Raw genomic sequence first — 14,420 nt, 5'->3', positions numbered from 1 at the left:
TTTTAGAGATGAATCGCTTGGTGATGAGCTAGCATAGCAGCTTCTTTGATTGCTTCACTGCATGTGGGATGGGCATGTGAAATTCGTGCAATTTCTAATAACGTCATTTCCTTTTTGATGGCGATCACTCCCTCATGAATCATCTCAGAGGCATTGGGTCCCATGATCTGCATCCCGATGAGTCGATCGTTTTTTTTCTCTCCAATTAATTTGACTATCCCTTCAGTATCTCCACTACAACGTGCTCTTGGAATCATCTGAAAAGGTATTTTACCGATTCTTAGAGAGAGTCCTGATTGTCGCGCAGCCTCTTCTGTCATTCCCACAGAAGCAACTTCTGGCCATGTATACATGATATTAGGAATGGTCATATAGTCGATCTTCACCTTATCTCCACAGATAAGATCTACCACGGCCATTCCCTCTTCTGAAGCCTTATGAGCAAGCATAGGTCCATTGATGAGATCTCCTATCGCATAAATGGTAGGGATAGAGGTGCGAAATGATCCATCTACAGGAATCCTTCCTTTAGGATCAGTTTGAATGCCTACTTTTTCTAATCCAAGGCCCTTTGTATAAGGGCGTCTTCCAATAGCGAATAAGACACCCTCTCCTTTTAACCGCTTATTAGATTCAAGTAACAGTTCAACAGTATTTCCTTCGATATTTCCTCTAATCACTTTTTCTTTAAAATGAAATACCATTCCTCTTTTACTGAACATTTTTAACAATATCTCAGAGATTTCATAGTCAAAAAAAGGAGTTAGACGATCGAAGAGTTCAACCACCTCTATTTCTGTACCCATACGTTGATAAATTGAACCAAGCTCTAATCCAATGATCCCCCCTCCAACAATTAACAGTTTTTTAGGGATATGAGAAAAACTGAGTAAATCTGTGGAAGAGAAAATATGTCTTTGATCAAAAGGTAGAGAGTCCATGGGGATCGGTTCTGATCCCGTGGCTAAGAGAATATGTTGACTTGAATAAGATTGACCATTGACAGAAAGAGAATTTGGAGATAATAAACTCGCTTTTCCAATCAACTGATCCACTTGATATTTTTTAAAAAGAAAGTGAATTCCATGAATTAGATTAGCCACAATCTTTTCTTTACGCTTCATCATAGTCTCAAGATTGATTTTAAGACCTTGAATTTCAATTCCATGTTCTTTACCTTCCGAAAGAATTTTATCATAATATTCTGTAGAATGAAGAAGGGCTTTAGAAGGAATACATCCTACATTAAGACAAGTTCCACCAAGAGCATGTTTTTCTACACAAGCCACTTTTAAGCCACGTTGAGCGGCTCGAATGGCAGCTACATAGCCTCCGGGACCTGCCCCAACGACAATCAAATCAAATTTTTTCATCTGTCTCAATCAAAAGTAAACGTGAAGGATCTTCTAAAATCTCTTTCACTTGCATTAAAAACATAATAGCCTCTTTCCCATCGATCAATCGATGGTCATAACTCAAAGCTAAGTACATCATCGGTTGAATCATGATTTTGCCATTCATCGCAATAGGACGATGTTGAATGGCATGCATTCCTAAAATCCCGACCTGTGGAGGATTAAGAATCGGTGTGGAGAAGAGAGATCCATAGACTCCCCCATTCGTAATAGTAAATCCTCCTTTTGATAGATCTTCTATTGAAAGTTTTCCTTCTCGTGCTTTTTTCGCATAGCAATCTATTTTTTGCTCAATCTGTGGAAATGAGAGTCGATCACATTCTTTTAAAACAGGAACAAATAATCCTTGCTCAGTGCTCACCGCCACTCCAATATTAAAATATCGTCTTTGAACAATCTCATTGCCATCAATATAACTATTCAAATCAGGATATATTTTAAGCGCTTCAACAACAGCTTTGATAAAAAAAGAGAGAAATCCAATTTTTACTCCATGCTTTTTCAAAAAAAGCTCTTTATATTTGGCACGTAAATCAATAATAGCACTCATATTGACTTCGTTAAAGGTGGTGAGCATCGCCGTGCTATGGAGGGCCTCTACAAGGCGCTCAGCAATGGTTCTACGGATTTTGCTCATATCTCGACGGATTTCCTTACTATTCTTATGATCTATCCTCACTTCTTTGGCTTCTGTTTTTGGATCTTGTGTCACATTTGCAATAAATTCTTCTTGCATATGCCTTTCTCCTTGACCTAAAGAGGAAGGTGGAATTGATTCATCTTTCGATGACAAAGTACTTTCTATATCTTTATTTCTACAGTTTTTCTTCGAAAGATCGAGGCTATTTTCTTCATAATTAATGTATCCAAGGAGATCTCCAATTCTCACAGTATCTCCCTCTTTTACCTCCCAATCCACTCTTCCATCAACAGAAGCATAAAGCACTTGATTCACTTTTTCTGTTTCAAGTTCAATGATTTCTTCTTCCTTAGTGACAAAAGAACCAGAGGGTTTTAATAATCTCCCAATTTCGACTTGATTAATCGACTCTCCCATAGGAGGAACTTTTATCTCTTCCTTCATATCTTTCACCTCTCAACCAAATGCCTCTTTCATGATTTGATCCTGTTCATATAAGTGTTGTCTATAAGAACCTGTAGCAGTCACAGCACTTTCTTTTCTTCCTACATATTTTATAGAAGCTGTTTTAGGCAAGACTTGCTGCAAAATAGGCAAGATATATCTGTAGGCTCCCATATTGAAAGGCTCTTCTTGTACCCAATAGTATTCTTTAATATGTTTGTACTCGTTTATCAGCTTTTTCATCATTTCAAGGTGGATAGGATAAAGCTGTTCAAGACGAATAATTGCAGTCTTTTTCTGCTGATGCCTTCTTGCCTCAATTAGGTCATAGTAGATCCGTCCACAACATAAGATTAATCGCTCTGCTTCAATAGGAGTTGTTGGATCATCGAGGATTTCCTGAAATGTTTTTTTTGAAAAATCTTCAAAAGGACTCTTACACCCAGGAGATCTTAATAATCCTTTTGGTGTGAATATGATCAAAGGAATCCGTCTCTTGCGCTTAACCTGACGCCTTAAAAGATGAAAATATTGAGCAGGAGTTGTTGGATAGACAATTTGCATATTTGATTGAGCCGCTAGTTGTAAAAAACGCTCAATGCGAGAAGAAGAGTGTTCCGCTCCTTGTCCTTCATATCCATGTGGTAGCAGGACAACCAACCCAGAAGCTCTAAGCCATTTTTTTTCAGAGCTTGCAAGATATTGATCGAAAATGACCTGTCCCCCATTGGCAAAATCTCCAAATTGTGCTTCCCATAGGACAAGAGCACTAGGATAGGCTAAGCTATACCCAAATTCAAATCCTAAGACTCCAAATTCAGACAGAGAGGAGTTATAGACTCTAAAAAGTCCTTGTTCCTGTTTAAGATGAGATAAAGGAAAATAACGATTGCCTGTTTTTTGATCGACCCAAACAGCATGACGCTGGGTAAAAGTGCCTCTTTGGCTATCTTGACCTGATAAGCGGACATGAATCCCTTCCCATAAAAGGGTGGCAAAAGCTAAATGTTCTCCCATAGCCCAATCAACCTCTAGTTCTTTTTCTATCACCTCTTGACGATGTTGAATCAGTTTTCTTAACTTGCTATGAATTTCCAGTCCTTCTGGGACAATTGTAAATTTTTTCGCGATCTCTTTTAATAAAATTGATGGAATTGCCGTAGTTAGAGATTCAAAAATCTCGATCTCATCAGATTTTTTATCAGATGGTGGTTCAGGTAGATGGTTTAAGAGCTTGACTTGTTCTAAGTTAAGGTCAAAAATCTCCTTCATGTTTTTTTCAATGTTAAGAGCTATTTTTCTCTCTAATTTATTCTGATTGAATAGCCTATCTCTATAGATTTCTCTTATTGACTGTTTCTTTTTTATCAAAGTGTATTCAAGAGGTTGAGTAAATAGGGGTTCATCACTTTCATTATGTCCATATTTTCTGTAGCAATTGAGTTCGAGTAACACATCAATATGAAATTCCTGACGAATCTGTAAAGCGAGTTCTGCAACATAAAGACAACCTTCTGGGTCTTCTGCATTAAGATGAAATATGGGAAACCCAAATGCATGAGCAATATCTGTGCTATAGTGACTTGAACGATATTCATGTGATAGTGTAGTAAACCCAATTTGGTTATTGAGAATAATATGAATTGTGCCACCTGTTGAATAGCCTTGAATAGAATGCATTTGCATCGTTTCATAGACCACCCCCTGACCTGCAATAGCTGCATCTCCATGAATCAAAATAGGAACAACTTTCGTTTGCTTATGATCACCACGCTGAAGTTGTTTAGCATAGACCTCTCCTTCTACCACTGGATTCACTGACTCAAGATGACTAGGATTAGGAGTTAAACTAAGATGCACATCCTTCCCAGAGAGAGTAGAGAAAGTCGATTCATATCCCTGATGGTATTTAACATCTCCTACAGATTCGATAGGATGAATACCGTCTTGAAATTCACTAAATATTGTAGAATAAGATTTCTTAAGTAGATTACAGAGTACATTTAATCTTCCTCTATGTGCCATTCCAATCACAAACTCCTCTATTCCACTCTCTCCTCCTTTCTCAATAAGGTAGACTAACATCGGAATCAGAGTTTCCCCTCCTTCTAAAGAAAATCTTTTTTGTCCAACATACTTCGTGTGTAAAAAAACCTCAAACAACTCTGCCTTAGTCAAGTATTCAAATATTGTATGCTTTTCATTGAGGGAAAAATTCGGTTTCATCCTCTGCGTTTCGATCTTATTTTGAATCCAAGATTGAAGTTTTGGTTGATTCGGTCTCATATAATCAATTCCAATCTCTCCACAATACGTTTCTTCTAAAAGATGAAGAATTGCTGATAAAGGAGCTTTCGGTTCCTTCATTAATCCATAAGTAGGAAATTTTTGATCTAAATCTTTTTTATCAAATCCTAAAGAAGATAAAAGCAGTGGTTCAATTTTTTTTTGATGGTCTAAAGCGATAGGATTACAAGTGGCTTGCAAATATCCATAGGTACGGTAAGTATAGATTAGATGGTAAATACGTAGATCTGATATAGCCTCTTTGGGTTCTTTTCGAATGACCTGGTTGATTCCAAACTCCATCCCTCTAAAAAAATACTGCCAAGAATCATCAATCCTATTAGGATCAGATAAAAATTGCATATAAAGCTTTTCAATAAATTGAATATTAGTAAGATGCATATAATCAAAAGAATGTGAAAAAGACATAAATGGACTTATTTGCTATGTTTAATTTTGTACATGCATTTTGCATACCAATCATTGGATCACGAAGATCAAATGTATTATTACTCTCTATTAAAAAGAGAGCGGTTGATCCAATTTCTTTAAAATATGGAAATAAGAGAATGGATGTATACTCGTAATTCTTTTATTTGATTTTCATGTTGTGTTCGAAAAAAAACCATTTACAAAAATTGGATGATTGAAAAAAAAGATCTAAGAAGGTACATCCTTTCATTTCTTAATATAGGTAGATATGAAAAGTGAAAGAGTAAAAAAACTAGAATCCGAATTAAATGATCTTGAACAATGGATGAAATTAGGCCTTGTGCCTAAGAATGAGATCGAACGTCATAAAGAGGAAATTGCGCATCTTAAAGCGCGAATTGTTGAAGAAAAGGAACGCCTCCAATTTCTTAAAGAGAGTGGTGAGATAGAAGAATTTACTGCTCCACGACGCAATGCTGCTAAAGTCATCTACCCTGATACACCGAGTATGTCAGATGTAGCATTCGGAGAAACAACAGAGGCAGGTTTAGAAATGGAAACAGAATCGCTCGATCTCCAGACGCAGGATGAAGAGAAAGATGAGAGAGACGAAAGTGATACCACTCATGACACCGAGTTTATCGAAGAAGATGAGGATCCTTTTAGTGATAAGAACAGGTGGCGCCGTGGAGGAATTATGGATCCAGATACCACTGAATGGTAATTTGCAAAAGATAGAGAGCTTACCTCAATCTCCTTAAAATGCATTGGCACCCAGTTTAAACTAAGTCATGAAATGAGTTATAGTCTTTATTTTCATGTCCCTTTTTGTGTGCAGAAATGTGGTTATTGCCATTTCTATGTCCTGCCTTTTAGAGAAGACTCACAAAAAATCTATCTACAGGCACTTAAAAAAGAATGGGATTTACGTCACCACTTTTTATCTCAAAAGGAAAGACTGATATCCATCTACTTTGGAGGAGGAACTCCTTCTTTGCTAGGACCCAAGGCTATCGAAATGATTTTATCATGGATTAATCCTGATAAAGAAGTTGAAGTGACCTTAGAAATAAATCCTGAGACTTCTTGCTTCCATTTTCCTGGCATTAACCGTATTAGTCTTGGAGTTCAGTCATTTGATTCTATTCTCCTCAAAAAATTGACTCGTACCCATACCGCTAAAAAGGCTGAAGAGACGATTGATCAATTTGCTTCCTCTGGATTGCAAAATATCTCTATTGACTTAATGTATGATCTGCCTGAACAAACCCTGGAAAGTTGGGAAGCGACACTGAAAAAGGCCTCTTCTCTTCCTATTTCCCATATTTCTCTCTACAATCTTACGATTGAACCCCATACCTCTTTCTATCAACATCGAACCACCCTTCTTCCACAAATCCCCCCTCCAAAGATCAGTGCTAAAATGTTAAAGATGGCAATCAACCAATTAAAAACCTTCGGATTCAAACAATATGAAATATCTGCTTTTTCCAAATCTCATTGTGAATCACGCCATAACACAGGTTATTGGGAAGGACGCCCTTTTCTTGGGTTTGGCCCTTCTGCATTTAGCTATTGGAAAGGAGCGCGTTTTCAAAACTGCGCTAACCTCAACCGTTATATAAAACTACTAGATCAAAACCAGCTACCAACTGATTTTTATGAAAAACTTCCTCCAATCGAGGCGACGAAAGAAATATTAGCTTTAAAACTCCGTCTTCTCAAAGGAGTCAATAGCTGGCCTTATAGATTTAAAAGTATTTATAAAAAACTATGTGATCAGGGTTTTCTCAATCCCTATACTTTAAACTTATCAGATCGAGGCATTTTGTTTCATGATTCTGTAGGAGAAATTATTATGAATGATTAAGAAATGTAAAAGGTCTATTACAATTTATCCTAACCTCGTGAAGAAGCATGAAATAAAAAAATAGTGGGGTTTTTTGCGAGATCTATTTCTTTCCATTGTTTAATTGGAGCTGTCTTGACCATCTGATCGGAAAGGGTAAGATTGGTAGCTAGGCAAAATAAGGTATTGGGTTTTAAAATCCTTAAACAATCCTTAAGGAGATATTGATTGCGATGAGGAGCTTCAATAAACATATGCGTCGTATCCTTGACCTGTTCCCATCTTCTAAGATGTTTTTCTCTTTGTTCAGGGTATTTTGAAAGATAGCCATGAAAAAAGAACTGTTGACCCGATAATCCAGAAAGCATCAGCGCAAGTATGATCGATGAAGGTCCAACCAAAGCTTCAACTGGTATATCCAGTTCTTGTGCACGCCGGATTAAATGAGCTCCAGGGTCAGCTAAACATGGAAGTCCTGCATCAGAAACAATACCCCAAGTCTCCCCTTGTAAAACTGGTTGTAATAGAAAATCAAGATAGTCTTTGGATCGATCTTTTTTCAGCAGAGCGATTGGAATTTCATGGGATTTTTTCTTTATTGAAAAATGGGCTAGATAACGCCGTCCACCCCCTTCACTTTCAGCAATTAAACCATCAATTTTTCCCATCACTTCGTAAAGGTACTGTGGTAGAAACATCTGAATATTTTTAACAAAACCTAGTAAATTTGGTAGGAGAAAGAGTGGCATAAGAAACCTTAAATATTAAAATTTCAAGAAGATAAATTGGATTAAAATGACTATTTTTTGCTTTTAGTTCTGCTTCAAACAAATGCATTATTCCTTGTTTTAAACGCTCAAGACCATAGTCTTTAAAAATAGAAATTTTTTTATCGATCAATTCCCCTTTTAAATAAGGAAACTCTTTTAAAACAGCCCCCTTCCCATGAAGATGATAAAGATTTACCATCTTCAAAGCTGTATGGAATTGTGTACGCAAATGGGCAATTAAAGGAAGAAGTACCATCCCATCCTCTATAAGAATCTGGCCAATATGAATAGCTAAAGAAGGTCGTTTCGTAAAAATCGCCTGACCTAATTCCCATAGAGTTTCATGATGAACAGGAATGCAGACAGCATCAATATCTTCATTCGTAATTTCATGTTTCTTACCAACATAACAAATGAGTTTTTCAATTTCTTCTTTCAAAAAATGGGAATCTACTCTTCTCACAAAAGTTTGAGCTGTTTCAGCAACTAAAATTACACCAGCAGCAGCAGCCTCTTCTATTACCCATTGAATTAACCTTTTTTCTTTTTCCCAAGGCTTTTCTTCTTTAAGATGAATAATAGGGCCTAATTTTTTAAACACCTGAATTTGTACAGGAGGGCAAGCGGTTGTGAGATAAAGATCGATCGATGGATTTGGCTTGTTCACATAATTAATGACTTCTTGAAATTGCTCTTTTTTAAGAAGGTCAAGATCTTGTAAAACAACTATTTTTGATTTTGAAATACAAGACAATGTCTCTATCTCTTCAAGAAACTCTCGAAATTGCTCAGGTTTAAAAAAGAAGCGAGGACCTACAGTTTTTTTAAGGTAGGTATGAAGAAGACGTCTTCTCTCTTCATAGTCTTTAGCAATAATTAATCCCATATCCATCCTAAGATACCATCAAATTAGGTATTTTATGAATGAATTTTGCTAAGATAAAAGAGAAGAAGATTTTTAAAAAAACGTGCTTTTTTTCTACTTAGCCAACAAGAAAGTCTCCCATCCTTCATGACTTTTTATTTAATTAAAAAAGAGAAAACGATTTAAAAGACCTTTATAAAAAAGATAGCAGCTTCTTTAAGCTGCTATCTTTAACAAAAGATCTATCAAAAAATTTTAATGTGATATCTTGCTTCTATAAAATTTCATGACATTACGACGCCAGCCTTCTGCAGTCTGTAGTCGTTTACGAGAAGCACGTCGATTTGAACGTGTATTAGAACGAGGTGAAGAAGCAGCAGAGAGAGAATGGCGATGATTTGAAGAAGTTGATTTTCTTGTTACCGATCTTTTTTTATGAGCAGCTGCTTTACGGGTAGCAGTTGTTCTCTTAGATGCAACTTTGCGTTTTGGAGCTGCTTTACGAGTAGCAGTTGTTCTCTTAGATGCAACTTTGCGTTTTGGAGCTGCTTTACGAGTAGCAGTTGTTCTCTTAGATGCAACTTTGCGTTTTGGAGCTGCTTTACGAGTAGCAGTTGTTCTCTTAGATGCAACTTTGCGTTTTGGAGCTGCTTTACGGGTAGAAGCTCTCTTTTTAGCTGTGGAAGATTTATGAGCTAAAGTCTTTTTCGCAGTAGATCGCTTTGCCGTGCTCTTAATAGAAGCTCGTTTCTTTGTGCGACGACTGCTTGAAGATGCAGATGCTCGACGTCGTTGGAGTCTCAGCATGGTTTTGCCTCCTATCTTTTATTTCCAAAAATGGTCTATACGATTCATCGGAAAATCTTACGAGAGACTTTAGCGTTTTTTTTTAATAAAAGTTCTCGAATTCGAGAGAAAAAAAATAAAGTCATGAAAAAGAATGGGTTGCATTAATCACTAATTACCTTTTTTTATTCATTACAACGACTATATCATCACAATCTATTACAAAAGATTTTTTAGGATAGATGTTGAAGAAAATCAATTAATAAACGCACTCCAAAGCCAATGCCATTTTTAGGGTGATAATCCCATGCCTTATTGCCAAAGGCTGGTCCAGCAATATCAATATGTGCCCAAGGAAGATGATTCACAAATTCTTCAAGAAATAAAGCCGCTGTAATCGATCCAGCTGAACGTCCACCAATATTGTTGATATCAGCAATATCAGATTTGAGTTGCTCTTTATAAGGTTTAAAAAGAGGCATACGCCATAATATTTCAGAAGTACGGCTACTTGCATCTAATAATTGAAGTGCCAGCTGTTCATCATTACAAAATAAACCAGACATCTTATCTCCTAATGCCACTACCATTGATCCTGTCAGAGTCGCTAAATCAATTAGACGGGTAGGTTTTAATTTTTGCAGACTATAGGTTAAAGCATCTGCTAAAGTAAGACGCCCTTCAGCATCAGTATTACCGATCTCAACAGTGATGCCAGAAAGACTCTCATAAACGTCCCCTGGCTTGTAGCTATTAGATCCAATGGCATTTTCAGTAGCTGCTACCACTGCAGTCACATTTTGTTCTAATTTTAAAGATGCGGCTGTTGCCACTGTTGCTAGGACAGTGGCAGCTCCAGACATATCAGACCTCATATCTTCTATTGAATTGGTAGGCTTTAAATTTAATCCACCAGTATCATACGTGACTCCTTTACCCACTAACACTGTATGCTCTTTTGAACGAGGGTATCCTTGATAAGTAAGAACAATAAACTTTGGTTCATTCACTGAACCACGTGCAACAGCAGCAAATAGTCCCATTTTCTGCTTTTCAATCCATGCACGATCATAAACATGGGCAGTCATATTAGAAAATCTTGTAGCAATCTTTTTAGCTGCTTCTCCTAAATAATAGGGAGTCACAGTGTCAGCATTGTCATTAATTAAGTCACGTGCAAAACAAACACCTTCTGCAACCTCTTGACAAACACGTACTGTATCAAGCATTTCAGAACGAATTCCGATAAGTAGAACAGCTTTAATTAAAACTTTCTTTTTTTGATCTGAAAAATGGTCACTTTCTTTCCATGAATAGTTAGTGAGTAAAATACCTTCTGCAATTCCTTGTAAACACTGTTTAGCATCAATGTATTGCAATTTTCCAATCGTCGGAACGACAAGATTAATCTTAGAAAAACCTCTTTTCTGACAATCTTGTGTTACATTCGAATAAGCTTTACGTAAAACTTCTACCGAAAGGTTTTTTTCCTCTCCTAATCCAAGTAAAAGACATCTCTTTTCTTTCATTCCTTGTATATAAAGCAAAAGAGTTTCCCCTTCTTTCCCATTAAAATCTTTAGCATCAACAGGAAATTTGACTAAATCTGAAAAAGTCTCTAATAATGCTGCAGGCACAGACTTTTTTTGTTTTTGCCAAAAAGGAAAGATAATTATGTCTGCTTCTTTGCGTTGCCCTAAACGAGTGACTGCTGAAAATAACATCTAGTCCACCCTTATTTTATAATTTAAAATGGTAAATCATCCCCAACAAAAGCTGATTCTTGGTCGGCTCCTGTAGTCACATAGGTTCCTTGCTGATTCTCTTCGACTTCAGATGAAACAGAAGAGGTGGCAATTTCTTGATTTTCAGAATGTCGTTGGGTTTCAGAACGTCCAAATGGACTAAATTTAATTAATTCTGCAGAAAGAGTGAGAGAAATTTGATGAGTTCCATCTTTTCCTACATAAGTTTCTGGTTTGCTCATATCTCCTAAGACAATCACACCAGATCCTTTTTTTAAATAAGGAATCATATTATCAAATCTATTTCCCCAAATATTCACTCTCCACCATACTGTTTCATCACGTCCTCCTTGGCGCACACGTGTTGCTACACGAAGCATGACAATGCGTTTCCCATTCGATGTAAAACGCTCTTCAGGATCAGCACCAAGAAATCCTGCTATTTCAACAATAATCATAACTATTCCCCTATGAATGTAGATATATAAGGAATAGGCTAACGAAATCTTAGAAAAAAATGCAACCTAACTATTCGCTTTCTACATCCCGATTCATTGAATGTAATACAAAGGATCAGAGGAATGCAATTTGAAAAATCAAGGGAAAAGACAAAACTCTCTAACTTGATGCTTAAAGAAAAAACAGATGGGCAGTAAGAAAAAGATTAAAAAAACCTTTTTTCAAAAGACTTATCGTTAAAAAAGATATTCAAAAAAGACAAAAACCAGAAAATTCCAGAAAATTCCCTTTAAAAATCTCTATCGATTAATCATCAAGCACGAATACCCGTTCCAGGCTTTGGAGGCAACTGCGTTTGTGGAGGCGTTGGCATAGTATCGACAGAAGGTTCACGGCCTTCGCAAATATCACGACAAACAGTTCTCCATTTTTCCACTGTTTCAACATATAAAGGAGCAAATGCCCGAAGTAAAGAAGGTACTGCATATGCCATATCAATCACACAATGCAAAAGGATAAGCTCTTCCTTAACAGCAACTCCAACACCACCACCAGCCATTTGACCACCAAGCATAGATCCTTCTAAAAGTTTTTCATAGAGTTTTTTACAGATATTGACATCTTTTGGCAAACCATCAAGTAGTGGAGAATAAACATAGAGACGATCAGAATTTGGCTCATATGTAAGATGCATTGAAAACTCATCATCAATGCCAAGAATACAGGTATTGTTCTCATCAAAATTCAATCCTTCTAAACCAAGTTCTTTTCCGAAATCTTTTAAATTTTCTTTAGCGTTTTCAAATGACATGGCTGATCCTTCCTTCTGGGTGTCATATAAAATAATAGATCATTGTATCATATAATCAATTTCATCACACGTTTTTATTGCCTTTTGAGAAAAGCCATGTTAATTCATAGAATTATGGAAGAAGGCTTTAGATTAGAATGTGGATTCCCCTATCCATTTGGGGTTTCTCATCATTCTCAAGGATATAATTTTGCGCTCTTTTCTAAAAATGCATATGCTGTTTCTTTAGTGCTTTTTGATCCTGAAAATCAGAAGCTAAAAACTGAAATTTCTCTGAATCCTAAAACGAATAAAACAGGAAATATTTGGCATATTTTTGTTAAAAATCTCCCAGGAAATTTCTATTATGGATATAGAATAGACGGTCCTTATGATCCTATAACAGGACATTATTTTGATAACCAATTTATTCTGCTTGATCCCTATGCTAAGGAAGTAACGCGTTCTTCTGCATTGATAGATAATGTCTACTTAGGATCTGTGGATCCTTTTCTTGATCCCTTTGCATGGGAAGAAGATCATCATCCAAATATTCCAATGAAAGACTTGATTATCTATGAAATGCATGTCCGAGGATTCACTCAAGACTCCTCTAGTTGTGTCAAGAATAAAGGAACATTTGAAGGAATCATTGAGAAAATTCCCTATCTTCAAGATCTTGGCATCAATGCAATTGAACTTATGCCCATTCATTACTTTAATGAAAATACTGATCTCCCACCTCGTTCTATAGGAAGGCATTTTTATAATTATTGGGGATATTCGACAGTGAATTTTTTTGCCCCGATGGAACGGTATGGTTCAATTAATGAATTCAAGCACCTTGTTAAAGAGTTGCATACTCATGGAATTGAAGTGATTCTCGATGTAGTTTATAACCATACGGGAGAAGGAGTTGGAGAAACCCCTAATCTTTCTTTTAGAGGAATTGATAATTCAATCTACTATATGGTCGATTCTTATGGAAAATATTACAATTTTTCGGGTTGTGGAAATACCTTAAACTGCAACCATAGTATTGTTTCTGAAATGATTAAAGATAGTCTACGTTACTGGGTAACAGAAATGCATGTCGATGGATTTCGTTTTGACCTTGCTTCAGTTTTTACACGAGATTCTCATGGCAATGTCCTAAAAAATCCACCTATCATAGAGATGATCTCTCAAGACCCCATGCTTGCGACCACTAAACTGATCGCTGAAGCATGGGATGCTGGTGGATTGTATCAAGTAGGTTCTTTTCCAGGGACAAGAAGATGGGCTGAATGGAATGGAAAATACCGCGACTCTATAAGGCGTTTTATAAAAGGAAATGAGGGAATGGCTGGAGAATTTGCAACAAGGCTCAGTGGTTCGGAAGATCTATACGGAAATGCAAGACTCCCTAGTCAAAGTATTAATTTTGTCACAGCACATGATGGATTCACACTGATAGATCTTGTTTCTTATAATGAAAAACATAACTGGAAAAATGGTGAACTCAATCAAGATGGATCCAATCACAATGAAAGCTGGAATTGCGGTACCGAAGGACCAACAGAAGATGAAAAAATTTTAAAACTCCGCTTAAGACAAAGAAAAAATTTTCATTTAGCCTTGATGGTTTCTCAAGGAGTTCCTATGGTATTAATGGGAGATGAATACGGGCATACCAAAGAAGGAAATAATAACTCATGGCAAGAGGATTCACGCATCAATTGGTTTCAATGGGATAATCTAAATCACAATCAGTCATTTTTCCGTTTTTATCAAAAAACAATTGCTTTTCGTAAAAATCACCCCATCTTAACACGCTCTCAATTTTTAAAAGATTCAGATATCCAATGGCATGGAACTAAAGTTGGAAAACCTGACTGGAGCAGAAATAGTAAATTTATTGCCTTTGTGCTGTCAGATCCTTTTAAAAATTATGCCCTTT

General features: G+C 36.5%; 12 protein-coding genes. 3 read left to right on the top strand and 9 right to left on the bottom strand.

Annotation, left to right across the window (positions count from 1 at the left end):
* Positions 1 to 2: 2 nt before the first annotated feature.
* The 3 genes from lpdA to R3E91_00050 are packed head-to-tail and all read right to left on the bottom strand — an operon-like array spanning position 3 to position 5,214.
* On the bottom strand, positions 3 to 1,373 hold the full coding sequence (lpdA, locus tag R3E91_00060; protein ID MEZ5314601.1) for a dihydrolipoyl dehydrogenase: 1,371 nt from the start codon (positions 1,371 to 1,373) through the stop codon (positions 3 to 5).
* On the bottom strand, positions 1,360 to 2,499 hold the full coding sequence (gene sucB / locus R3E91_00055; protein ID MEZ5314600.1) for a dihydrolipoyllysine-residue succinyltransferase: 1,140 nt from the start codon (positions 2,497 to 2,499) through the stop codon (positions 1,360 to 1,362). Before sucB ends, lpdA begins: the two co-directional genes overlap by 14 nt.
* A gap of 12 nt (positions 2,500 to 2,511) precedes the next feature.
* Positions 2,512 to 5,214: a 2-oxoglutarate dehydrogenase E1 component gene (locus R3E91_00050; GenBank protein MEZ5314599.1), complete on the bottom strand. Its 2,703-nt coding sequence runs from the start codon at positions 5,212 to 5,214 to the stop codon at positions 2,512 to 2,514.
* Between the two features lie 271 nt (positions 5,215 to 5,485).
* Between R3E91_00050 and R3E91_00045 the strand changes: the two genes are divergently transcribed.
* A complete protein-coding gene (locus tag R3E91_00045) occupies positions 5,486 to 5,941 on the top strand; it encodes a hypothetical protein (protein MEZ5314598.1) in 456 nt (151 codons plus the stop codon).
* A 72-nt stretch (positions 5,942 to 6,013) separates the two neighbouring features.
* The gene (hemW, locus tag R3E91_00040) at positions 6,014 to 7,087 is read left to right on the top strand and encodes a radical SAM family heme chaperone HemW (protein MEZ5314597.1); all 1,074 of its coding nucleotides are present in this window, start codon (positions 6,014 to 6,016) and stop codon (positions 7,085 to 7,087) included.
* A gap of 29 nt (positions 7,088 to 7,116) precedes the next feature.
* Here hemW and R3E91_00035 read toward each other — a convergent pair whose 3' ends face one another.
* The 6 genes from R3E91_00035 to R3E91_00010 all read right to left on the bottom strand — a co-directional run bounded on the left by R3E91_00035 (position 7,117) and on the right by R3E91_00010 (position 12,502).
* A complete protein-coding gene (locus R3E91_00035; protein ID MEZ5314596.1) occupies positions 7,117 to 7,815 on the bottom strand; it encodes an SAM-dependent methyltransferase in 699 nt (232 codons plus the stop codon).
* Positions 7,775 to 8,722 (bottom strand): hypothetical protein, encoded by a 948-nt coding sequence (locus R3E91_00030; GenBank protein ID MEZ5314595.1) that lies wholly within the window; start codon positions 8,720 to 8,722, stop codon positions 7,775 to 7,777. Before R3E91_00030 ends, R3E91_00035 begins: the two co-directional genes overlap by 41 nt.
* A 234-nt stretch (positions 8,723 to 8,956) precedes the next feature.
* Positions 8,957 to 9,508, bottom strand: a complete 552-nt coding sequence (locus tag R3E91_00025) for a histone H1-like repetitive region-containing protein (GenBank protein MEZ5314594.1) — start codon at positions 9,506 to 9,508, stop codon at positions 8,957 to 8,959.
* Between the two features lie 212 nt (positions 9,509 to 9,720).
* Entirely contained in the window at positions 9,721 to 11,211 is a 1,491-nt protein-coding gene (locus R3E91_00020) for a leucyl aminopeptidase (GenBank protein MEZ5314593.1), read from the bottom strand.
* A 23-nt stretch (positions 11,212 to 11,234) separates the two neighbouring features.
* Positions 11,235 to 11,690, bottom strand: coding sequence for a single-stranded DNA-binding protein (ssb, locus tag R3E91_00015; GenBank protein MEZ5314592.1), 456 nt, complete (start codon positions 11,688 to 11,690; stop codon positions 11,235 to 11,237).
* 314 nt (positions 11,691 to 12,004) lie between these two features.
* A complete protein-coding gene (locus tag R3E91_00010) occupies positions 12,005 to 12,502 on the bottom strand; it encodes a CesT family type III secretion system chaperone (GenBank protein MEZ5314591.1) in 498 nt (165 codons plus the stop codon).
* A 96-nt stretch (positions 12,503 to 12,598) separates the two neighbouring features.
* Here R3E91_00010 and R3E91_00005 point away from each other — a divergent pair.
* On the top strand, positions 12,599 to 14,420 hold a 1,822-nt coding region (locus R3E91_00005; GenBank protein ID MEZ5314590.1), incomplete at its 3' end, for an isoamylase.

The organism is Chlamydiales bacterium, from assembly GCA_041395025.1.
Lineage (GTDB): Bacteria > Chlamydiota > Chlamydiia > Chlamydiales > JAAKFR01 > JAJACP01.
This window is presented reverse-complemented; position numbering and strand designations above follow the sequence as displayed.